Origin of the sequence: Nonlabens ulvanivorans (assembly GCF_000732625.1) — a bacterium.
GTDB classification, from domain to species: Bacteria; Bacteroidota; Bacteroidia; order Flavobacteriales; family Flavobacteriaceae; genus Nonlabens; species Nonlabens ulvanivorans.
On sequence record NZ_JPJI01000012.1, the window covers coordinates 59,257 to 80,013 of the forward strand.

The window sequence follows — 20,757 nt, forward strand, 5'->3', positions numbered from 1 at the left end:
TTGGACGCATTTAGAATTAGAGCGTTACTTTGGTGTTAAAGAGCTTCTCACAGAAAATAATGCTGCAGCGACTTACGAGAAAACAAATGACTTACTCCAGCAATCTTCTCACAGCACGTTAGGTTTGTTACAGCAACAAAACATAGAGTTATTATGTACTACTGACGATCCTATCGATAGTCTAGAATATCACAACAGTATTAAATCTCAAGCATTATCACCTAAAGTCCTGCCTACATTTAGACCAGATAAGGCTTTTGGGGTAGGAGATGCCGTGAGTTATAATGCTTATCTAAGTCAACTAGAAGAAGTAACTGGTAACAGTATTAATGATTACGATGCACTATTAGTCGCACTAGAAAACCGAGTAGACTATTTCCACCAGAATGGTTGCCGTCTTGCAGATTATGGTCTGGAACAAATCTACCACAGCACAACTGCAGATTTTAATCTTGATACGTTGTTTCAAGAAGTAAGAAATGGCAAGCAATTATCAGTTGCACAAGTACAATACTTTGCAGGTAAGGTGATGCTGGAGTTGAGTAAAATGTATCACAAACGCGGCTGGGCGCAACAATTTCATGTAGGCGCGATACGTAATAATAACAAACGTTTATTAACCCAATTAGGTCCTGACACTGGATTTGATTCCATAGGTGATTTTTCTCATGCGGTGTCTATAAGTGGTTATTTGAACGAACTGGACAGCACTGATCAACTGGCTAAAACCATAATCTACAATCTCAATCCTGCAGACAATGAAATGATTGCAACCATGGTCGGCAATTTTAATGATGGTACGATACGAGGTAAAGTGCAATATGGTGCAGCATGGTGGTTTTTAGATCAAAAAGATGGTATGGAAAAACAGCTCAACACACTATCTAGTCTCGGTGTTTTAAGCACTTTTGTAGGTATGTTGACAGACTCACGCAGCTTTTTAAGCTTTCCACGTCATGAGTATTTTCGTCGCATCCTGTGCAATCTATTAGGTAATGATGTTGTCAATGGAGAACTTCCCGCAGATGAGCAGTGGCTAGGGAAAATAGTTAGTGATATATGTTACCACAACGCCGTGAATTATTTTGAGTTTGATAAATAATACGCTTTCGCGAAAGCGTAAATTAACAGTTAGATTCTGTAATGATTAGAGTGTAGATAAGTGATAATTCAATAGAAAATCAACTTACTGTTTATACGTATGATGCTGGTGGAGAACGTGTAGTAAGACATATTCCAGTGCGATTAGATGTTACTAATAATGCAGAGAGTCTTTCTAAAAATGAGACACATAGGGATGTACTATACCCAAGTGCATTACTTACTGCTTGTACGGTTAATTATGAAGAAGGAAGTGGACCTCAAAATGGTAATACCGTTGTGAGACATACCAAACATTATTACCTCGATGCACAACGTATTAATAGTACCATTGGTACAGCAAAAGATTTAGGGTTACATCCTACAGAAAGAGATTGGTTTGCAAGCCTTGAGTAAGAAATTAGAGATAATGGTGCTGATATTATTGCTCAAGAGTAACATACGGCACTATCAGATACCTATGCAAGTTTAGAACAACCATTTACAATGTCTTCACCTGTGAGAGAAGGTGATGTAAATTCTTATACTCACGTAGCTTCATGGATAGATGCCTACTGGTACCATCCAGATCATTTGGGAAGTTCTTCTTATATTAGAAATATGAACGGTGTAGTAACCCAACACATGGAATACCTTTCTTTTGGTGAAACTCTCGTAGAGGAACATCAGAACAGTTATAATGTGCCTTTTAAATTCAATGGTAAGGAATTTGATGGTGAAACTGGGAATTACTACTATGGGGCTAGGTATTATAATCCTAAATTTAGTCAGTGGTTGAGTGTGGATCCACTAGCCGAGAAGTATTATGATTATTCTTCCTATGCATATACACTAAACAACCCGATTAATTATGTAGATCCTGACGGTAGAGAAAATATTCCTGCTTTATTATGGGCTGCAAGAAATATGGCAAATAAAAACATACGATTTAGCGAATGGTATGGATTTAAAGGAGGCTGGAAATATCAAAAAGGTGTGGTTCCTACTGAAACCGTATGTTACGAAAGTTGTTGGACTTCATATATGAATGGAGCAAATTCCTCAACGATGAATGTTCTGAAATCAGGTTTTTCAGCAAATAATGGTGCATTTAAAGGACGATCTCATGATACAGGAGGTATGAACTGGTTTAAAAAAGGAAATGGAAAGGATCGCCAATTTGTATCAAATATTGCGATGGGTGAGTTGGGAGATATTGTATTTATGGGTGAAGTTGGCGATATGGAAGGACATGCAGTTTTATTGGCAAGTGAAGTTGTTCATGGTTGTACAGAGGTAGATGGTAAAGAAGTAAATACAATGTCTTTCAAGGCTTTAACAACCAGTTCGGAATCTGATTCTGAAGGAGGTTATGGAAGTAGACGATTTACTTTTACTCAACAAGAAAATGGTGAATGGCAAACAGATAATCATTCATATACTTTCAAAGGTTATGGCCAAATGACCAATATAGAAAGTACAGAGGCTGAAAGAATTGAGGCTACTAATTTAATTAATCAAATTGAAAATGGTAAATAAAGAATTATATCTTGCACTTGTTTTTTTTATTGGTTTATCATGCGTTAATCAGGGTAAGATTGATGAATGTGACATAATGAATAAAGTTATTGGTGAAACTTTAGAAAATGATTTTTTTAAAAATTATCGTGAAAATGAAAAACTACACATTGTATTTAATCATAAATCCACATTTTTAAGATTTGAAAGTTGTCTTGATAATCGAAATCTTTTATTAGATACGTTAATAATTTCTAAACGTTATATAAGAATTGAAGAATATAGGAATAACGATGGCAAAATTCGAATACAATTAGGTTGTTATGATAAAACAAGAGAACCGTTTAACATAATGTATTCGACATCTTACTTTTTAGAAAATAATAATATAAGGTTGAATGAATTTAGTAGTCCCTATATTGACACTTTACAAATCAAATATAGAAATTAGATAAAGTCTTCAATTTGTTACCTTGTTACCTACATTCCTTTCAAGTTTTTGGTAGTTCTTCGTATATTACAAATATGAATGGAGTAGTTACCCAGCATATGTAGTACCTTCCTTTTGGTGAAACTCTCGTAGAGGAACATCAGAACAGCTATAATGTGCCTTATAAATTTAATGGTAAGGAACTAGATGGAGAAACTGGGAATTATTATTATGGTGCTAGATAATGTCTAGTTTAATTACTTAAAGTGAATAAAATTGTCAACCAAATTGTCACCCAAAAATACAAAAGCCTCATAATCAATTGATTATGAGGCTAATTGTGGAGTCGGAGAGAATCGAACTCTCGTCCAAACGAGCGATTTAACGGCCTTCTACATGTTTAGTTTCCATTTAATTTCAGTCGTTACACCGGTTAGAAACTACCAAAGTAACGCTTGTCTTCAATCGAGTTTCTCCTCAACATCAAAGCCCTGATGAGGATAGATTTACTTTTACGAAATCTCATAATCAGTCGCCGTAAATCAAGGCTGCTGAGAGATTTCCTGCTTGTCTACCTTGTAGACCGAGGCACTATCCTACTGTAATTCGGATTATGCAGCTAGGGCGTAGTTATTCTCGCCGTTTAAAAAAGATGAAAAATGAGATTTAAGAGCTGTTTCCCAGCGCTCTACATGCTTACAATTAACTCGGTCTCGCTGTCAAAACCAGTCGACCCCAAATTGTCTATACTTCTTTTTTAAGTCCAGGACTCAAAACCAAAGCGATTGCAAATATAATTATTAGCCACTGTAACAGTAGTAAAAACTATGCCAAAAGAAATAAAAAAAATCCCAACTCAGCAGCGAGTTGGGATCAAGAGTATACTCTATATCTATGGGGAACTACATAGAGTTACTCAACAATTAATAAATTATCTGTCGCCGTAGGGTTTAATGGGCAAAAATAATAGTAAGAACCTGCGCTCAATGTTGTTGCCTGTGATGATTGCGTCTGACCAGTGGCTACAGCTTGCGTTACATATGCGGTTTGAATATGATTCTTTGGGTTAGAGATATCATCTCCTTTTTTCACAAGTACAAAACCTACATCGTGTCCCACCTCATTATTGGTTACTGTAAATACATAAGTTCCAGGATTTACTTTAATTTCTTTTTGCACAAATTCGCCAGCTACTTGTTCTAATGCAATTGTTTTTACAGGAGCATCCATCATCTTATCTTTCTTCATGCTGTGTTGCGCTTGAGAAGTTGCTGTTAATGCTAGTGCGATGGTTAAAAATGCGATTACTTTTTTCATGATATTGTTTTTTTTATGCCTTATTACTAGGCGGTTATCTTTAATTACATGGCAAAGATGCATCGATGCTACTCTTCAAATTTGTATCATATTTCCCGACTCATTGACTATAATTCCCCATAGAAAGGTTTTACTTGATTTCCTTATATTGCTACATTAAAATACCGCTATGAAATTTGCCATAATTAGAGAGAGAAAGAGTCCGCCAGATAGGAGAGTAGTGTTTACTCCAGAGCAGTTAGGTCGTTTGAATCATGCTTTCGCGAAAGCGGAATTCACAGTAGAGTCTTCTCCCATTAGAATTTTCAGTGACGCACAATATGCTGCTAGTGGTATCACAGTTCAAGAAGATGTGAGCAATGCCGATGTAATGATAGGAGTGAAAGAAGTACCTATGGATGCTTTGATTCCAAATAAAAAATATTTTTTCTTTTCGCACACCATTAAAAAGCAACCCTACAATAGAGAGTTGTTAAGAGCAATCTTAAACAAAAAAATTGAGCTTTATGATCATGAGACGATTGTAAAAAAGAACGGAGCAAGATTAATAGGTTTTGGTAGATATGCCGGCATTGTAGGAGCTTATAATGGTTTCCGTGCACTAGGTTTGCGCGATGGACTGTTTGAATTACCTAAGGTAGAAAACTTGCCAGATTATAAATCGCTTAAAGCAGAGTTGCATCGCATTAAATGTGATTTACCACCTATTAACATTGCAATGACTGGAGTGGGAAAAGTTGCCGGTGGAATTATAGAAGTGCTGGAAGAATTACATATACATGCTTTAAAACCTAAAGAATATTTACAATTAGGGCAGTTTAATAATGTGCAAACTGTGTATACGCAGTTAGACGTAATGGATTATTACACGCGTAAAGATGGTTATAAGCCTACAAAAACAGAGTGCTATAATAATCCAGAATTGTTGAAGAGTGACTTTATGAAATATGCCAAAGTTACCGATATGTTGATTACTGGTCATTTTTATGGTAATGGAGCGCCATACTTTTTTACGAGAGAAGATATGAGGGCTGCTGATTTTAAAATAAATCTTGTTGCAGACGTGAGTTGTGATATTGACGGTCCTATTGCATGTACCATAAGACCTAGCACGATTGCAGATCCCATATATGCCTATGATGCTTCTACCGAAAAAGAGGTGCCATTTAAAACAGCCGGCGCTATAACCGTTATGGCTGTAGATAACCTGCCTTGTGAATTGCCTAAGGATGCGAGTGAAGGTTTTGGTGAGATGTTTGAGAAGCACGTGATTCCTGCATTTTTTAATGGTGATAAGAATGGAATATTAGAACGAGCACAAATGACCACTAGCGAAGGTACTTTAACAGAAAGATTTTCTTATTTACAAGATTTTGTGGACGGCGATGATTAAGGACTAAAAACTGTACATAAAAAAAGCGAGCCTAAGCTCGCTTTTTTTATGAGTCTAATTTTTAATAACGCTTTCGCGAAAGCGTTATTGACTAATTTTCATAATTCTTTTATTCTTCTCAATTAGTAAAATGATTATAAACCCTATGGTGTAACACACCATATCCCACCATGAGAAACTAGTGCCTATGATAATTCTAGCCCATTTGTTGTCACTTAATCCTAGTAGATCAACTACTTGTGCATATTGTGCTAACTCTACCATATAGCTAAAAATTAATGTGCCGATAGCTACTATTACCACTCGATATGATGTAATGGCCATTACTGCGCAATAAATCAATCCAACAACTAGCACATCTCCTAGAAATGGTCGTATGAAAGAATCATTAATATAAAGCGCTATGAAGACTTCTATTAAAAAGATAACTATCGTTAGAATAGCATAATGTCTTTTAGTACTTCGTCTCATGTTGAAGAAATAGTTTATAGAGGACCATTAAAAATAGACTCATAGGTATGATTTGTAACCAAGCTGTCTGGTGTGTTAACGGATGCATAAAAATAGATAAAGTGTCTGTAAAAAGCTTAGCTGGTTGCTGGATGATATCCCAACTATTCCACCTTAAATCACGACCTAAATATATGCCAATGGCGCTTAGAAATAGGATAAGATATGGCAGTACAGTTTTGTGTACCTCTCTTTTAATAATATGCATAGAGCTTAGGCTGTTTATCATTTGATGTAAACTCATAAAGCCAGCCCAGCAACCGGTAATAGCAAAACTAGCGATAAGAATACTATCATATATAAGAAAAGCACCGCTTGCGTTTCTAATGTGTATTAAATCAGTAATGATGTAAGGAGCATTAGGTAAAATGAGCAGCCATATGGTAAAAATAGGTATGGTCAACCATTTATGAGTTCTTTTATAGTACGTACTAGCTATGCTTGTTTCTAACCATAAACTAATAACATAGGGTAGTATTGCTAGAAAAAGATTCCAGACTAGAAATAGCATATAAAAGTCGTGTGTGATTTTTATGCGCATGGCAAGAAGTACGATACTAGTTAAACTAAGCATTAATAAAATGCTTAGCTCTTTAAAGCGATTAATGATTAGTGTTTTCATATTGCAAATTCAACTATTATTATAAAGTAGAGAAAGGCTATAGGTATATTAGCTAGCAATACGCCTATCGTATAAGCAGTTTCTTTAAATGATGTTTTCTGGCTTAAAGCTGCTATCATAATCATTACGAGAACAATGATGTTGCACACCACAGCTATGACGATGTAACCTAGGCCTATCTCTATTAAATCACTTTGTTTAAATATTAAATACGATAGGAATGATAGAGTGCCTAAACAAAAACTGACGATAGCTGTCCAATGTGCAAATCGATTGACAGGAGTTAATTCTTTTAAATAGTTCATGAATAAAAATGTTGGTTTAAAAAGTCGTTGAGAAATATGAGAAGGAACGCCATCGGTATATTAAGTAGTAAAATGTAAATGGTAAATAAAGTTTCAATCGTCCGATTCACATTTCTTAATAGTTGAATTAAAACAGCTATCATCATGATTCCATTGATGATTATACCAATAAATATTCCCAATAAAATAAAAGCGATAAAAAAGTCCAAATGGGTTAATATATAACCAGAACCTATTACCATCATATAAATAAAGGTTAGTAAGGCAGTCTTAATTCCATAAGAGTTTATTCTTTCACATAAGGCTAGCCTATTATGGATTGCTTTGAGCATCTTGATTATTTTCCTTCTTAATTTGATAAGCGATATAATTAAAATCTTGCCATTGACGATTTGTAAAATGTTCTTCCCAGTATCGTGCAGAACTATATCCTAAACTATTATTGAGCTGTTGTGCATCGTCATATAATCCATGCTTTTTAAGGATCAAAGCATTTTGTGGTAATAATCTTTCTAACTGTTTATGATCTACAAAATCATTATTGAGATTGTAATCTGTAACAATAGCAGACCAATTGAATAATGAAAATATGGAGATAATCACAAAACTTACCGCTAGATTACGGCGCCATAAATACACAAAGTTTAGTTGGTGTTGTACCTTTAAAAAAGTAGTAAATAGTCCTATTAAACATAAGGTAAGATACACCACAACACCTATGCGCTTCATGGATAACCCATATTGATCTATGTATAAATAAGTCTTTGTAAATATGCTGGCGATTAATAGGGAATTAAGCCCTATCCATATAAAAGTGAGTGTTTTAAGAGTTCCGTTTTCTCTTATAAAGTTGATGCTTCCGCGAAAAAATATAGCAATAATCACCACGGCTAGAATGATGCTTACAATGCTGGCATAAACACCAGAGTGAACCGCATCGCTTAATTCTGATGCTGCAAAATCCTTGATATTTAAAATAAACATCAGCTCTGTAATCAATACAATGACCAGTAGGATATTAAGCGCACTAATGGAGAACGTACCTAGTTGTAATTCATTTTTAGCTTTTTCAATTTCTGGATTTTCTAGTTCTTTAGATTTTAAAAAGTTGTCAGTTTTGATATCATTTTCAGTTAAAGGATCAATCGCATTAGGCTGTGCAATATTCCCCATGATAAAACCGCCTAGTATAGCTGTGAAAAACCATAATCCATCTATAAAGCTGAGATCTATAAATGCGAGCCACTCTGCAAAAACTGGATTAGCAAGACTATATAGGTAAGAAAATAAAATAATCAATAGAATAGGAATGACGGTGATTTTAATAATCTGACTTACTGCATAAGTAGATGTAGGCTCTTCTTTAATTTTTTGGATATTGAAAATAAAGTCATGGAACATTCCAAAAAACAGATTGTATAATCCATTAAACCAGCTCGTGTAAATACTCGCTTGAGAGCTAGCAACCATTCCTATAAATAAAAACACAGATAAGAAGTAACACATTACAGCCATGCCAGATCCATGCATTATAATAGCAATGGAAGAGGCAATCATTCCAGCCGCACTGGCAATAATGGTAGGCTTAAGAAGTGATCTAGTATTCATTACAGCAAGCGCTATGATAAGAAATAGAGCATAAACTGCTGTATTTAACCCTAGAAAGTGGTTGTAAAATAGAGTGGCAAATGTGATGCCGCCTAAGATAATGACGATGGTCTTTTTCATGATGAGATAATATTATTGTTAGTTTTAAAATTTGATATAGGTGATGATAGATGTTGGCTGAAATCAATATGATGTATAGCTTTAGAATATTGACCTTTTAAATATGCTCTAGTAAAGCTGTCATAACAGTCCAGATAAAGTAGTAGACCAATAAGCATTGCAAGAGCTACAAATGGACTACGCTTACCGTTGCCCCATAACCAAAACTGCATTGCGATTTCCTGTGCAGTGTCTACTTTATAACCCGTTAGAACATGAAAAACGTCATGATCCTCACAACGTGGTTGAGGTTCAAATTTGTGTTTTAATAAAAAGCAACCTAGATGAAATCCTAAACTATTCTTAGGGTAGGACAGTAGTTGCGTTGTCTGAAGATGCCATGATGTTCCCTTTTTAAAAAAGACATACATTTTGCTAGATATGGTAAATCCTAAACTCACTAAAAGTTCTCTTAGGTATTTTAAAGTACTTTGTATTTCAAAGTAAAAAGATAAAAAAATAGATTTCATAATATATAGGCTTAGAGCGAGCAATAAATTGACAGTGTGATTTTCATTTTTTAGTTGTGTTACAGCGTTGATAGGATTTTAGGCAAGTATGTTATCCACCTAATAATTTTTCTAGGGCAGCGATATGCTTTTTAAACTCTAGTTTGCCTACATCTGTAGCGATATATTTAGTATTAGGCTTACGACCTATGAAACTTTTTTCTACTCTTATATATTCTTCTTTTTCAAGAGCTTTGGCATGACTTGCAAGGTTACCATCTGTAACATCTAACAACTCTTTAAGCTCTTTAAAATCGGCATGATCGTTCACCACTAGAACAGACATAATGCCTAGTCTAATGCGATGATCAAATGCTTTATTTAATTTATTAATAAGACTCATTGAGAGAGTTATCGTTTTTTAGTTATTGGTTCTGTTTGAATGCTGGTTCAGTGTCATAACGTATCGCTTGTTTGTCCTCTTTAATCAGGTCCACTACGTAATTAAGGTATTCATCATCAATTTCATACTTTCCATCTCCATTCAAATCTTTTACAGTTTGAAAATAAAGTTTATCGTTTGCGACGAGAAAGGAATAGGATAAATATTCTTCAAAGTCAACACTTAGTTTCTTGAATTTACTTCCATCTAAATTACTAATGAACAAAGCTGAAACGTCACGGTGATTTAATCTTTCATCTTTGTTTGTATCCAGATCGTGACCTTCGTAGAGTACAAATTCTACTCTAGGATTGTATTCTAGCTTGTTGTATATCTTGACGTTAGAAAAGTTAATTTCTTGATCAGTAATTTTAATAATTTCACCTGTTTTTATATTTTCAACTGCAAAACCAGCATACTGACCATTGAATCTATAATGAGAGTATTTACTATTACTATTCCCTGATTCGTAAGAGTTTTTACTTATTGAAAATCTTCGGCTATCATTTTTGGTTCGATTGCTTAATAACTTTGTAGGGTGATAAATGTATTGAGTACTATCGATATAAACGGGAAGACTTAAAACTTTAACCATCGTGGTATCTTCTTGTATCACAAAATCCTCTGCAACGGTATTCTCATCGATAACAACTTGTGGTTTGCTCTCGGTATTACATGAAGTTGCTATTAGCGTTAATGTAACTATTAGTAATGTAATTTTAAAAACTTTTTTCATAATTCTAAATGGAATTATATTTTAATGACTTTATTGTTTTGTAACCTGTTCTCGATTGTGCAGGATTAGACTGCGTTTTTTGCCTACTGCCCACTCAACCTATCGATCATATTTATAATACATCACAGCGCCATAAATGATATGACACAATCCAAATCCAGCAGCCCAAAAGTACAATCCATAACCTATAAACTGTGTATTAATTAGACCCAGAATAGCACAACTTAATCCTAGATATTTGACAGTTCCTAAAGTATATTTTGCTGCATTCATACAGGCTATTCCATAAAAGACTAGCATGGCAGGTGCTACTAAAAATAACAATCCATATTGTAATAACGCCAGAGTAAATAAACCACCTATTGTTAGTGGTGCTAGAAAGTTAACTACCAGTCTTATAGATTGTTTATTCCATATTTTTTGTTTGTATTTGGCTGCTTTAATCTTAGTTAAGAAAAAGGCCGTTACAACAGCCATAAATAAAACAATACCGGCAATAACTAGTATTTGAAGTGATGGGTTACGTTCCCATGGTGTACTCAATAAACTGTCTAACGTATCTGTATAACCACGTTCACGTGCATTTTCTATCACAAAATAACCAACAATACTACCTATCAGCGCATAAAAACCAGCCATGACACCACTCATACCAGAAAGCGATATAAAACGTGTCGACTTGTCCATGATGGATCTGATTTCTTTTAAGTCGTCTAAAACTTTATCTTTAGTCATAATAAAAGTACTTTGAAATACAAAGTAAACGTATTTTACTGAATTAATCATATTTTTTATTGATTATTTTATTAGAGTAGAGAAGTGGTGTTGATTACGCTTTCGCGAAAGCGTAAAAAGAAATAGCTTTATAGCATGAATCCCGCACACGATTATATTAACTGTTCTCCAGAGCCTTATCGCTCGATAATGCTGCATCTACAATTACTGGTAGAGTCGACTATTCCTGAGGCACAACTGAAATATAAATGGCATTTACCATTTTATTATCTTGACGATAAAACGATGTTTTGTTTCTTTAATTTCAGGAAAATATTTGTTGATCTAGGAATGTCCTATGGTAATGAATTGACTAATCAACATGGTAAATTAATCGCCGGTGAAGGAAGAAAAATGTTGCGATCATTGCGATTTGAAACCTTAGAAGAAATCGATGATCAGATGGTTATTGAAACATTATTAGAACTCAAAGAGATACGTATTAACCATAAAAAGAAGAAATGAATTATAAAAAATGGTGGTTCATATTCTTAATAATTGGCATTATATCTATTCTATTATTCCAATATAAAAGGCCTATATATCGCTGGTATTATAATTTGAATAAGTACGATGCCTCAATGGTTTATAAGAGTGATCACATCAAAAAATATGCGATACATGGTATAGATGTTTCTCATCATCAAGGTGCTATTAAATGGAATAATGTTAAACATCCAGATAGTACAAAGCAAATTGATTTTGTTTTTATAAGAGCTGTTGTAGGAACCGAAAAGGATAAAAGGTTTAAAGAAAACTGGACTGGTGCGACAAAATCCCAAATTAAAAAAGGAGCTTATCATTATTACTGGAGTGATGTAAATAGTGCTAAGCAAGCTGCTGTTTTTAAAAATCAAGTGGTGTTAAATAAAGGTGATTTACCACCTGTATTAGATATCGAGGATATGTCTAATGTGCAGAATAAAGCTTCTTTAAGAAAAGGTCTTAAGAACTGGATTGCAATTATCGAGGATCATTATGGTGTGAAACCCATTATATATAGTGGTGAGGCTTTCTACAGGGATATCCTTAAACCAGATTCTTATTTTGAAGAATATCCTAGAGTGTGGATTGCAAATTACAATCGAGTTAATGCACCACGTATCTCGTGGGATTTCTGGCAGTACAGCGATCGTTTTCCAGTAGATGGCATTAAAACCTTAGTGGATGGAAATGTATTTCAAGGTTCACAACATGATTTTGAAGCCTTACTTGTTCCTTAAAATTTAATTTACAAAAGGATCACTCCATTTAGGATTAGTATAAATATCATTTCCAGTCAGCGTTTTAAGAAAATTAATGAGTGCTGTTTTATCGCTTTCTGATAGTTGTAATTGTTGACCTATTGGGCCATTAGGTCCAACGCTATCAAATAAAAGAGGATCTAACAATTGCTGATTAGTCATATCTATTGAGTTGTAATGCTCCACCATTTCTAGTAAGGTATTAAAGGATCCATTATGCATAAGTGGTCCATTGATAAAGCCTTCTGGGTTTTCAAGATCTCTTAAACTGGGCGACCTGGTATTATCGTGATCAAAAACGTTAGGATCTGCAATAGTCGCAATAACACCATTATTGTGAATGTTATTTTTTATTGCAAATTCTGGCGGCACATGGCAACTTACACAACCAGCGCCACCATTAACTGGTGTCGTCGTGAATAGAAATTTACCGCGATTTTCTGACATGTTATAATTAGGGAAAGCTGGTCCTGGATTTCCCGTTGCTAGTAATCCATCATCATATCTAGAATCAAATGATTGTATGCTCAAAACAAACTGGGATAAACACTCCTGTAATCGTTCTTCTGTTATTAACGGATCTCCATAAATATGATTGAATAATACTTGATAGTAATCTGTATCTGATAATTTAAGTAATAAATCGTTAAATGTAGGTGCGCCGTTCTCACCACTAAAACCCATTTCAGCATGGTCTTTTATGGGTTCTGTAACCTGGCTTTCTAGAGAGTTAACTCTTTCATTCCAGAAGAAGTTAGTTCCAGGTTGGAATCCGACATTAACTAATCTCATACTGTGGCGCGATGTCATCCCATTTACACCAGTGCTAGCTACATTAGTATCGCTAAACGCGTGTTCTTGCTGGTGACAGCTGGCACAAGAGATACTATTATTAGTAGATAGTTTTGTATCATAGAAAAGAATTCTACCTAATGTTGCCTTATCATTTTCTATGGCATTTCCTCGATTAGAAAATCTTATATAAGATGGAATGTTATTATTTTGATAGCTTTCCAGGTTATTTAAATCAATTTTACTTCCAAATACGTTAGACAATATTACCTGGTCTGTAGGGATATATTCATCTTTTTCGTTTTGACAAGAAACCATGATTACAAAAACAGAGAGTAGTAAGTAAAATTTGATCTTCATGATTTTTTCTTTATGACTACTAATGTATTACAAAGTTTAAAATAAATCGATTGAAAATAAAAAGCCCTTTCTTTTAAAGAAAGGGCTTTTAGTTAATAATTAGAGCAAATAAATGTTATCCATTTACTACAAGTAAGGATCCGTTGACGCTTTCTTTAACTTCTACTGCATTTTCATGAATGGCTTTACTGTTAGCATCTCTTGATATTATAAAGTTTTTAATCTTAGCATCGCCAGTATCAACCGTATAAGAACCTTTCATGGATAAGTATAAATTATTCATAGAAGCAAACTTTGTTAAGGTTACATTACCGTTTCCATTTACAGCCATACCTTTAAGTTGGTTGGTGTAAATACGTATTTTTAATCCTGCTATAGAAGCTCCATTTTGTTTAATGGTTAAGGAACCATTATCTGATGAGATTGTAAAGTCTTTGAGTAGATCTTCATCCACATTAAACATCACTTGATCTTTTGGTGAGTAAACAATTTCAATTTGTGCGTCAGCTTCAATTTTAATTTTTGAAAAGGATTCTACTTCCATACTGGTCTGTGCAAATCCTATAAATGCCATAAAGAACGTTGCAATAAAAATGTAATTTTTCATAATGTAAAGTTTTAGTTGTTAGATGTATATAAAATAGGACTCCACATTTTTTGCATTGTTACAGAATGGGAAATGTTTAACACTATTGCTTCACAAATGATAATTAATTAAACAAAAAAGCCTGCAAATAATTAATTTGCAGGCTTTTTTTATTATTTAAAATTTTGTTTTAAAAAGAATTAACGGTTTTTCTGATAGCTACCAGTCTAGTTAATAGACCTTCTAAAAATTGAAGATCTAACATGTTGGCTCCATCACTTTTAGCATTTGCAGGATCAAAATGAGTTTCAATGAATAAACCATCTACATGATTTACAATTCCTGCGCGTGCAATAGTTTCTATCATATCTGGACGACCACCAGTGACACCACTTGTTTGATTGGGCTGTTGTAAACTATGTGTCACATCTAATACCGTAGGCGCAAACTCGCGCATGGTCGGTATACCTCTAAAGTCTACAATCATATCTTGATAACCAAACATAGTCCCACGATCTGTAATCCATGCTTTATCGCTACCAGAATCTTTCACCTTTTGAACGGCATGTTTCATAGCTTCTGGTGACATAAATTGTCCCTTCTTAAGATTCACGACTTTACCAGTTTGTGCAGCAGCAACTACTAGGTCTGTTTGCCTTACTAAAAAAGCCGGGATTTGTAGAATGTCTACATATTCTGCAGCCATAGCAGCATCAGAAACCTCATGGATATCTGTAACAGTAGGTACTTTAAAGGTTTCAGAAACCTTGCGCAATATCTTAAGCGCTTTCTCATCACCTATACCAGTAAAGCTATCTATACGGCTGCGATTAGCTTTCTTAAAACTTCCTTTAAATACATAAGGGATATTGAGCTTATCAGTGATTTTGACCACTTTTTCTGCGATGCGCAGTGCCATGTCTTCTCCTTCAATGGCACATGGGCCAGCAAGTAAAAAGAAATTGTCAGCATCTACATGCTTGATTTGTGGAATGTCAGATAATTGCATTTGTTATTCGTTAGTTTTTAAAACGATCTCTCTACCGCTAGTGGTCCATTTACTTAAACCACCATCGAGATCAAATATTTTAATAAATCCTTTATCTTCTAAAATCTTAGCACATTGAGCACTTTGTCGTCCACCGTTACAATAAACCAGAACAGGTTCTTTGTCATTAAGTCCGGCGATGATTTCATTTAGATTTTCACTGTCTACAGGAATGTTAATAGCGCCAGCGATATGACCAGCATCATACTCAACCTTACTACGTACATCAACTAATTGTGCTGATTGCGATTTTATGATATCTGCAGCCTCTTCAGAGCTTACTAGTTCAACCGTACCAGCTTTAGCTTCAAAGCAGCTTTGAGTTAAAGCAATTGTACAGATTAAGCTGAATAAAAGAATTAATTTTTTCATTTCATATATAGGTTAAGCAACATCGCCATCCCACTCACTAAAACCGCCTAAAAGATTATAAGTTGTTTCAAAGCCCATTTGATTCATAATTTGACAAGCCTGACCACTGCGTCCACCGCTACGGCAGTAGATATAGTAATTTTTAGACTTATCCATTTCTTCAAGTGCTGCCATGAGTTCTTGTGGTTGGAAAATATCGTGGTGTAATGCATTAGGAATCATACCTTCTGCAACTTCATCTGCAGTTCGTACATCTATAATTACCGCATTATCATCTGATGCAGTAAGTTCCTTCCATTCTTGTTTTGTAATGTCTTTCATATTAAAGTGAACAACTTGTTGGTTCAGTAATTTTTTGAGTTCCTAAATTAGTCTTTTTTATGGCTCCAAAGCCACCTTCTACGTTAACCACATTTTTTATGCCATTTGCGGCCGCAATGCTAGCAAATATCACAGAGCGATATCCACCACCACAATATACATGATATGTTTTATTGGTATCTAGCAAATTAACGTCTGAATGAATATTGTCTAAGGTATATAGTGGGACGCCTTCTACATGAGCAGTATTATATTCTCCTTGCTTACGAGCATCTATAGGATTTGAGATGTCATTAGATAAGCCATCAATAAATTGCTGGGCTGTAATATTTTCGATTTGCTGCGTCTCAAATCCAGCTTCCTTCCATGCATCTAAACCACCATCTAAATAACCTAGGGCATTATCATAACCAACGCGCGCAAGTCTGGTAACAGTTTCTTCTTCTCGTCCTTTAGGTGCAATAAAAATAATTTTCTGATCTATGTCTTCAATTAAAGCACCAATCCATGGGGCAAACTGTCCATCCAAACCTATAAACCAAGATCCTGGAATGCTAGATGCAGTATACTCTTGTGGCGATCTTACATCTAGAACTAAGTATTCATTATCATCGACAAGTGCCTTAAACGACACGGCATTCATAGGTGTATTTCCTCTAGCAATAATCTCATCGATACTAGAATTGACTCCTTTATTCATCCATACATTCTTTGGGAAATATGCTGGTGGTGGAGCAATACCAGTCGTTAATTCTTTAATAAAATCGTCTTTACTTAAATCTTTAGCAAGGGCATAATTTGTTTTCTTTTGATTACCTAGCGTATCAAAAGTTTCTTTACTCATACTTTTACCACAAGCACTTCCTGCACCATGCGCCGGATAAACAATAATATCATCAGGTAGCGGCATGATTTCAGTACGTAAAGAATCATAAAGATGACCAGCTAGATCTTCTGTGCTCAAATCTGATTTTGCAGCAAGATCTGGTCGTCCTACATCACCTATAAATAAGGTGTCACCAGTAAAAATAGCTTTAGCCGTTCCTTCTTCATCCTTTAATAAATAACAAGAAGATTCCATGGTATGTCCAGGAGTGTGTAGAAGAGTAAAAGTAACATCACCTACTTTAAAGACTTCTCCGTGTTCCGCTTTCGCGAAAGCGTAACTAGTCTCGGCATTGGGTCCTAAAACAATCGTTGCACCAGTTTTATCTGCTAAATCTACATGACCAGAAACAAAGTCTGCATGAAAGTGCGTAAGAAACACGTATTTTATGGTCACGTTATCTTTTGCCGCACGATCGATGTATTGTTGTACTTCTCTTAATGGATCTATAATTACAGCCTCGCCAGCTGATGCAATGTAGTAAGCACCTTGAGCTAGACATTTAGTATAATGTTGTTCTAAAATCATGTTGGGTAATCTATTCTTTTTGCAAAAATACAATTTTGACAGTTTACCAAATAAGAAAACCCATGTATAAACACGGGTTCTGTATCAATGAAATTTATGGTGACTAACTTTTAATAGAACAGCCTATAGCCACTGTCTTAGTCATTTTAATTTCTTGACCATTGATTAAATCAGTGACGGCATTGCGCAAATAGTCATTTTTAATAGCCTTTGCATCTTTGTGATTATCGTCGATTGCGCCTATGTATTTTACAATGTTATCGGCACCTTCCTTTTGTAGTAAAAAGACATGAGGTGTTTTAGTTGCCCCATATTGAGGATATATTTTTTGACCAGCATCAAAAAGATACGGGAATGTGAAACCTTTTTCTCTAGCTCTTATTTTCATGTTGTCAAAACTGTCCTCTGGGTATGATTCTGGGTTATTAGGGTTAATAGCGATGACAGGATAGCCTTGTCCTTTAAACTCTTTATCGAGTGCTATAATTCTATCTTCATAAGCTACTGAGTATGGGCAGTGATTGCAAGTGAAAATCACGATAAAACCTTCTGCATCATTGAAGTCTTTAAGTGAGACTATTTTATCATCAACATTTTGTAGGTTAAAATCAGTCGCCTTGTCACCGATGTCATAACCTTTTCTAACTGGTGCCTGATCTATCACATTAGATTTGTTAACAGCACTTTCTATTTCATTATCTTCCATGGATGTGGATCCAAAGTTAAGTACGCCACTAACCAAAATGCCCACTAGTGCCACGATGGCTACAACAGTTAATACTTTAAGTGTTTTCATTTTATTTATTATTTTTCTAATAGAGCAGCGACTTCAAAATCTAATTCTTTGAATTCAAAACTTTGGTTATAAAATTTGTGCTCTTTCTTATATTTTATTAATGTTACAGGTATAGCTCCATCCCAGTGTGGATCTACCATAGGTATATATTCTGCCGCATATGGGTAATCTAGTAATCTTACTTGAGATTGTATATTATGCTTTTCTAGGAATGGATTTACTTTAGATTCTAAATTTTCAACATCATCTAGTGATATTAAGATAACTTCTATTTGATCACCATAGGTAGCTTTTAATTTTTCAAAAGCTGGTAATTCATCAACACATGGCTTGCACCAGGTTGCCCAAAAATTAATGACTTGTATCTTATCAGGATAATTACTTGTTAAAGATGCAATATCTTCAATGCCAATTACTGCGGCTTTCTGTGGTTCGGGCTTGCTGCATGCAGTTATAATAAGCAATAATATAAATGGGAAATATTTTTTCATCATTTCAAATATATATAAGGTGTATGAATTCTCGATTTATTTTAACTATGATTAGCATTTGCTTGTTAAAATCTGCCAACGTAATGTTCTATAGAAAATAATAGCCTCAATTCATTGAAATTGAGGCTTTCATTTTTTCTACTATTTTATATGTGGCGGGACATATAGCAGTATTTTTTACTGTCAGATTACCTATTTGGTATATTTTACGTCGGTCTGTATGTGGATACTCACGACATGCTTTAGGCCGTACATCATAGATAGAACAGTAGTTATCTGCTCCTAGAAAATGGCAAGGCACCTGTTGCAATACGTAATCTTTATCTTCATCAATACGCAAAAATTGGTCGATAAAATCGCTAGGTTTCATTCTAAAATGCTTTGCTATTCTATCAATGTCTTTATGTGTGAATAAAGGGCCGGTTGTTTTACAGCAGTTTGCGCATGATAGACAATCGACTTCTTCAAAAGTTTCATCATGCAGTTCTTGCATGCGATTATCTAAATTTTTGGGAGCCTTTTTTTTAAGCTTTTTGAAATAAGCTTGATTCTCCTTTTTCTTTTGAGCAGCAAGTTGTGGGAGCGATTTTAAAAAATCTTCCATTAATTACAACTTCCCATAGGCATTGAACTAGAATATCCCATTTCCTTTAATTCGCCTGTTACCTGACAAAAAAGCTCACGAGACCAGTAAACACTTGCTGTTTCTTTAGCTTTATTAATGCGGTCCATGCGACCGAATAGTTTAGTACCTGTATTAGATACCCTAAAAGCCTCATATGCAAGTTTGTCCTCTTCACTCATAGCGTTAGGATTAGACTTTAATTGCTTACCAGCTTTAGAAGTATAAAAGTTAATCAAATTGACTAAATCTTGTTTGTCATCAAAAATACTGCGATACTCACTAGCTAGAATTCCTTTAAGCTTTGCTACAGAAGCTGTTTTGTTTGCATCATACTTTTGCCAAACAGATGCAGGCACATCTTGAGTTTGATAAGCATCTTTAAACATTTGCATCATACCATCATAGGCTGCATTGTACTCAGTATCTATACCGCTTACTTCAAAATACTTCATCATTAAGGATTGGTAGGATTCTCCAGATTGCGCTTTCGCGAAAGCGGAAAAAACAAGAAGTGTTAGGAGTAATTTAATAGAATGTTTCATTATTTAATTTTAATTTGGGTGAAAATATACAATATGAAAAAGATATTTCAATTATTATGCCTTTTAATCATCCTTGCCGGTTTAAATGCGTGTAGTTCAGACAAAGATCAGGATAATAATGGAGATAGTAGTCAATTTTCTTACACGCTTTATACAGGTGCAAGTGCAAATGAACTATTAAGTGATACTCGATTTACAAAGATCGTTATTGAAGCAGTGTATGTTGATGGTTTTAGACCAGAACAAGCGTCGCTCAATAATTTATTGTTTTTTTTAAATAATCGCTTACATAAACCTGGTGGAATCTCTATTGTAGAAAGAGAGATTCCTGCACAAAGTTTGGGGACTTATTCGATTGCAGAAGTACGTCAATTAGAAGATGATATAAGAACACAGTTTAGTTTAGATGACACTCTTACTATTTTTGTCTTATTTGCTGATCAATCAAGTGAAAATGACTCAGGTAATAGTGTTATTTTAGGTACAGCATACAGAAATACATCTTTAGTGATGTTTCAAAAAACTATTGAAGAGTTGAGCGGTGGCTTTAATGAGCCTAGTAGAGTCAATGTAGAAACAGCAGTATATGAACATGAGTTTGCCCACATCATGGGGTTAGTGAACATAGGTACTCCATTACAATCTGATCATGAAGACCAATCAAATAGCGCACATTGTGATGTCGATGGTTGTTTAATGAGTGCACAATTAGAAACTTTTAATCCATTAGATATGATGAATATCATGGGATCGGGAATAGCGCAGTTAGATGCTCAATGTATCGCAGACTTGCAAGCAAATGGCGGAAAATAAAAACTATTAT

General features: G+C 34.7%; 27 protein-coding genes and 1 other RNA gene. 8 read left to right on the forward strand and 20 right to left on the reverse strand.

Annotation, left to right across the window (positions count from 1 at the left end; translation table 11 throughout):
• From uxaC to IL45_RS01600, 4 genes are all read left to right on the forward strand, one after another.
• On the forward strand, positions 1 to 1,102 hold a 1,102-nt coding region (uxaC, locus tag IL45_RS01585), incomplete at its 5' end, for a glucuronate isomerase (RefSeq protein ID WP_200875662.1).
• Positions 1,103 to 1,239: 137 nt separating this feature from the next.
• Positions 1,240 to 1,497, forward strand: a complete 258-nt coding sequence (locus IL45_RS01590; RefSeq protein ID WP_036579464.1) for a hypothetical protein — start codon at positions 1,240 to 1,242, stop codon at positions 1,495 to 1,497.
• Positions 1,498 to 1,587: 90 nt separating this feature from the next.
• A complete protein-coding gene (locus tag IL45_RS01595; protein WP_036579465.1) occupies positions 1,588 to 2,619 on the forward strand; it encodes an RHS repeat domain-containing protein in 1,032 nt (343 codons plus the stop codon).
• A complete protein-coding gene (locus tag IL45_RS01600) occupies positions 2,609 to 3,049 on the forward strand; it encodes a hypothetical protein (RefSeq protein ID WP_036579467.1) in 441 nt (146 codons plus the stop codon). The genes IL45_RS01595 and IL45_RS01600 overlap by 11 nt, the downstream gene beginning before the upstream one ends.
• Before the next feature lie 317 nt (positions 3,050 to 3,366).
• Here the strand turns inward: IL45_RS01600 and ssrA are convergent.
• Together ssrA and IL45_RS01605 are read right to left on the reverse strand one after the other, a co-directional pair.
• Positions 3,367 to 3,765, reverse strand: a transfer-messenger RNA (tmRNA) gene (ssrA, locus tag IL45_RS14900).
• 175 nt (positions 3,766 to 3,940) lie between these two features.
• Positions 3,941 to 4,345 (reverse strand): plastocyanin/azurin family copper-binding protein, encoded by a 405-nt coding sequence (locus IL45_RS01605; RefSeq protein WP_036579730.1) that lies wholly within the window; start codon positions 4,343 to 4,345, stop codon positions 3,941 to 3,943.
• 169 nt (positions 4,346 to 4,514) lie between these two features.
• Here IL45_RS01605 and IL45_RS01610 point away from each other — a divergent pair, with 169 nt between their 5' ends.
• Complete coding sequence (locus tag IL45_RS01610) at positions 4,515 to 5,738, forward strand: NAD(P)-dependent oxidoreductase (RefSeq protein WP_036579469.1); 1,224 nt, start codon at positions 4,515 to 4,517, stop codon at positions 5,736 to 5,738.
• 84 nt (positions 5,739 to 5,822) lie between these two features.
• On the opposite strand, the gene IL45_RS01615 is transcribed toward IL45_RS01610, so the two are convergent.
• The 8 genes from IL45_RS01615 to IL45_RS01655 form a co-directional block, all read right to left on the reverse strand.
• The gene (locus IL45_RS01615; protein WP_036579470.1) at positions 5,823 to 6,209 is read right to left on the reverse strand and encodes a ribosomal maturation YjgA family protein; all 387 of its coding nucleotides are present in this window, start codon (positions 6,207 to 6,209) and stop codon (positions 5,823 to 5,825) included.
• Positions 6,193 to 6,870 carry a DUF1361 domain-containing protein gene (locus tag IL45_RS01620; protein WP_051788606.1) on the reverse strand — a complete coding sequence of 226 codons (678 nt, stop codon included), beginning with the start codon at positions 6,868 to 6,870 and terminating at the stop codon, positions 6,193 to 6,195. The genes IL45_RS01615 and IL45_RS01620 overlap by 17 nt, the downstream gene beginning before the upstream one ends.
• Entirely contained in the window at positions 6,867 to 7,175 is a 309-nt protein-coding gene (locus IL45_RS01625; protein WP_036579471.1) for a hypothetical protein, read from the reverse strand. Before IL45_RS01625 ends, IL45_RS01620 begins: the two co-directional genes overlap by 4 nt.
• A 312-nt stretch (positions 7,176 to 7,487) precedes the next feature.
• A complete protein-coding gene (locus IL45_RS01635; protein ID WP_036579474.1) occupies positions 7,488 to 8,903 on the reverse strand; it encodes a DUF4153 domain-containing protein in 1,416 nt (471 codons plus the stop codon).
• Positions 8,900 to 9,412 (reverse strand): Coq4 family protein, encoded by a 513-nt coding sequence (locus IL45_RS01640; protein ID WP_051788607.1) that lies wholly within the window; start codon positions 9,410 to 9,412, stop codon positions 8,900 to 8,902. The genes IL45_RS01635 and IL45_RS01640 overlap by 4 nt, the downstream gene beginning before the upstream one ends.
• Before the next feature lie 91 nt (positions 9,413 to 9,503).
• A complete protein-coding gene (locus tag IL45_RS01645) occupies positions 9,504 to 9,794 on the reverse strand; it encodes a winged helix-turn-helix domain-containing protein (protein WP_036579481.1) in 291 nt (96 codons plus the stop codon).
• 22 nt (positions 9,795 to 9,816) lie between these two features.
• Positions 9,817 to 10,569 (reverse strand): hypothetical protein, encoded by a 753-nt coding sequence (locus IL45_RS01650; RefSeq protein ID WP_036579483.1) that lies wholly within the window; start codon positions 10,567 to 10,569, stop codon positions 9,817 to 9,819.
• Positions 10,570 to 10,668: 99 nt separating this feature from the next.
• Positions 10,669 to 11,304 (reverse strand): hypothetical protein, encoded by a 636-nt coding sequence (locus IL45_RS01655; protein ID WP_036579485.1) that lies wholly within the window; start codon positions 11,302 to 11,304, stop codon positions 10,669 to 10,671.
• 135 nt (positions 11,305 to 11,439) lie between these two features.
• Here IL45_RS01655 and IL45_RS01660 point away from each other — a divergent pair, with 135 nt between their 5' ends.
• Positions 11,440 to 11,808, forward strand: coding sequence for a DUF1801 domain-containing protein (locus IL45_RS01660; RefSeq protein ID WP_036579488.1), 369 nt, complete (start codon positions 11,440 to 11,442; stop codon positions 11,806 to 11,808).
• A complete protein-coding gene (locus IL45_RS01665) occupies positions 11,805 to 12,566 on the forward strand; it encodes a glycoside hydrolase family 25 protein (RefSeq protein WP_235183310.1) in 762 nt (253 codons plus the stop codon). The genes IL45_RS01660 and IL45_RS01665 overlap by 4 nt, the downstream gene beginning before the upstream one ends.
• Before the next feature lie 3 nt (positions 12,567 to 12,569).
• Here the strand turns inward: IL45_RS01665 and IL45_RS01670 are convergent, their stop codons facing one another.
• From IL45_RS01670 to IL45_RS01715, 10 genes are all read right to left on the reverse strand, one after another.
• Positions 12,570 to 13,739 (reverse strand): cytochrome-c peroxidase, encoded by a 1,170-nt coding sequence (locus tag IL45_RS01670; RefSeq protein ID WP_051788608.1) that lies wholly within the window; start codon positions 13,737 to 13,739, stop codon positions 12,570 to 12,572.
• 115 nt (positions 13,740 to 13,854) lie between these two features.
• Positions 13,855 to 14,346 (reverse strand): GIN domain-containing protein, encoded by a 492-nt coding sequence (locus IL45_RS01675; RefSeq protein ID WP_036579491.1) that lies wholly within the window; start codon positions 14,344 to 14,346, stop codon positions 13,855 to 13,857.
• Positions 14,347 to 14,515: 169 nt separating this feature from the next.
• Positions 14,516 to 15,334 (reverse strand): 3-deoxy-8-phosphooctulonate synthase, encoded by an 819-nt coding sequence (gene kdsA, locus IL45_RS01680; protein WP_036579494.1) that lies wholly within the window; start codon positions 15,332 to 15,334, stop codon positions 14,516 to 14,518.
• A gap of 3 nt (positions 15,335 to 15,337) precedes the next feature.
• Positions 15,338 to 15,745, reverse strand: a complete 408-nt coding sequence (locus IL45_RS01685; protein ID WP_036579496.1) for a rhodanese-like domain-containing protein — start codon at positions 15,743 to 15,745, stop codon at positions 15,338 to 15,340.
• Positions 15,746 to 15,757: 12 nt separating this feature from the next.
• Positions 15,758 to 16,066, reverse strand: coding sequence for a rhodanese-like domain-containing protein (locus IL45_RS01690; RefSeq protein ID WP_036579497.1), 309 nt, complete (start codon positions 16,064 to 16,066; stop codon positions 15,758 to 15,760).
• A gap of 1 nt (position 16,067) precedes the next feature.
• Complete coding sequence (locus IL45_RS01695; RefSeq protein ID WP_036579501.1) at positions 16,068 to 17,480, reverse strand: MBL fold metallo-hydrolase; 1,413 nt, start codon at positions 17,478 to 17,480, stop codon at positions 16,068 to 16,070.
• 103 nt (positions 17,481 to 17,583) lie between these two features.
• Positions 17,584 to 18,276 carry a thioredoxin family protein gene (locus IL45_RS01700; protein ID WP_200875663.1) on the reverse strand — a complete coding sequence of 231 codons (693 nt, stop codon included), beginning with the start codon at positions 18,274 to 18,276 and terminating at the stop codon, positions 17,584 to 17,586.
• 8 nt (positions 18,277 to 18,284) lie between these two features.
• Complete coding sequence (locus IL45_RS01705; protein ID WP_036579504.1) at positions 18,285 to 18,767, reverse strand: TlpA disulfide reductase family protein; 483 nt, start codon at positions 18,765 to 18,767, stop codon at positions 18,285 to 18,287.
• Positions 18,768 to 18,873: 106 nt separating this feature from the next.
• Positions 18,874 to 19,371: a YkgJ family cysteine cluster protein gene (locus tag IL45_RS01710; protein WP_036579505.1), complete on the reverse strand. Its 498-nt coding sequence runs from the start codon at positions 19,369 to 19,371 to the stop codon at positions 18,874 to 18,876.
• The gene (locus tag IL45_RS01715) at positions 19,371 to 19,934 is read right to left on the reverse strand and encodes a DUF2059 domain-containing protein (RefSeq protein WP_036579510.1); all 564 of its coding nucleotides are present in this window, start codon (positions 19,932 to 19,934) and stop codon (positions 19,371 to 19,373) included. Before IL45_RS01715 ends, IL45_RS01710 begins: the two co-directional genes overlap by 1 nt.
• 33 nt (positions 19,935 to 19,967) lie before the next feature.
• Between IL45_RS01715 and IL45_RS01720 the strand changes: the two genes are divergently transcribed.
• Complete coding sequence (locus IL45_RS01720; protein WP_036579745.1) at positions 19,968 to 20,747, forward strand: hypothetical protein; 780 nt, start codon at positions 19,968 to 19,970, stop codon at positions 20,745 to 20,747.
• Positions 20,748 to 20,757 lie beyond the last annotated feature (10 nt).

Bases quoted from the DNA above. Each gene is read 5' to 3' on its own strand.
- IL45_RS01675 (WP_036579491.1), bottom strand. From the start codon at position 14,346: ATGAAAAATTACATTTTTATTGCAACGTTCTTTATGGCATTTATAGGA.
- IL45_RS01615 (WP_036579470.1), bottom strand. From the start codon at position 6,209: ATGAGACGAAGTACTAAAAGACATTATGCTATTCTAACGATAGTTATC.
- IL45_RS01600 (WP_036579467.1), top strand. From the start codon at position 2,609: ATGGTAAATAAAGAATTATATCTTGCACTTGTTTTTTTTATTGGTTTA.
- IL45_RS01715 (WP_036579510.1), bottom strand. From the start codon at position 19,934: ATGAAACATTCTATTAAATTACTCCTAACACTTCTTGTTTTTTCCGCT.
- IL45_RS01700 (WP_200875663.1), bottom strand. From the start codon at position 18,276: ATGAAAACACTTAAAGTATTAACTGTTGTAGCCATCGTGGCACTAGTG.
- IL45_RS01650 (WP_036579483.1), bottom strand. From the start codon at position 10,569: ATGAAAAAAGTTTTTAAAATTACATTACTAATAGTTACATTAACGCTA.
- IL45_RS01635 (WP_036579474.1), bottom strand. From the start codon at position 8,903: ATGAAAAAGACCATCGTCATTATCTTAGGCGGCATCACATTTGCCACT.
- IL45_RS01655 (WP_036579485.1), bottom strand. From the start codon at position 11,304: ATGACTAAAGATAAAGTTTTAGACGACTTAAAAGAAATCAGATCCATC.
- IL45_RS01620 (WP_051788606.1), bottom strand. From the start codon at position 6,870: ATGAAAACACTAATCATTAATCGCTTTAAAGAGCTAAGCATTTTATTA.
- IL45_RS01670 (WP_051788608.1), bottom strand. From the start codon at position 13,739: ATGAAGATCAAATTTTACTTACTACTCTCTGTTTTTGTAATCATGGTT.
- IL45_RS01695 (WP_036579501.1), bottom strand. From the start codon at position 17,480: ATGATTTTAGAACAACATTATACTAAATGTCTAGCTCAAGGTGCTTAC.
- IL45_RS01705 (WP_036579504.1), bottom strand. From the start codon at position 18,767: ATGAAAAAATATTTCCCATTTATATTATTGCTTATTATAACTGCATGC.
- IL45_RS01645 (WP_036579481.1), bottom strand. From the start codon at position 9,794: ATGAGTCTTATTAATAAATTAAATAAAGCATTTGATCATCGCATTAGA.
- IL45_RS01595 (WP_036579465.1), top strand. From the start codon at position 1,588: ATGTCTTCACCTGTGAGAGAAGGTGATGTAAATTCTTATACTCACGTA.
- IL45_RS01660 (WP_036579488.1), top strand. From the start codon at position 11,440: ATGAATCCCGCACACGATTATATTAACTGTTCTCCAGAGCCTTATCGC.
- IL45_RS01625 (WP_036579471.1), bottom strand. From the start codon at position 7,175: ATGAACTATTTAAAAGAATTAACTCCTGTCAATCGATTTGCACATTGG.
- IL45_RS01710 (WP_036579505.1), bottom strand. From the start codon at position 19,371: ATGGAAGATTTTTTAAAATCGCTCCCACAACTTGCTGCTCAAAAGAAA.
- IL45_RS01690 (WP_036579497.1), bottom strand. From the start codon at position 16,066: ATGAAAGACATTACAAAACAAGAATGGAAGGAACTTACTGCATCAGAT.
- IL45_RS01610 (WP_036579469.1), top strand. From the start codon at position 4,515: ATGAAATTTGCCATAATTAGAGAGAGAAAGAGTCCGCCAGATAGGAGA.
- IL45_RS01640 (WP_051788607.1), bottom strand. From the start codon at position 9,412: ATGAAATCTATTTTTTTATCTTTTTACTTTGAAATACAAAGTACTTTA.
- kdsA (WP_036579494.1), bottom strand. From the start codon at position 15,334: ATGCAATTATCTGACATTCCACAAATCAAGCATGTAGATGCTGACAAT.
- IL45_RS01665 (WP_235183310.1), top strand. From the start codon at position 11,805: ATGAATTATAAAAAATGGTGGTTCATATTCTTAATAATTGGCATTATA.
- IL45_RS01720 (WP_036579745.1), top strand. From the start codon at position 19,968: ATGAAAAAGATATTTCAATTATTATGCCTTTTAATCATCCTTGCCGGT.
- IL45_RS01605 (WP_036579730.1), bottom strand. From the start codon at position 4,345: ATGAAAAAAGTAATCGCATTTTTAACCATCGCACTAGCATTAACAGCA.
- IL45_RS01685 (WP_036579496.1), bottom strand. From the start codon at position 15,745: ATGAAAAAATTAATTCTTTTATTCAGCTTAATCTGTACAATTGCTTTA.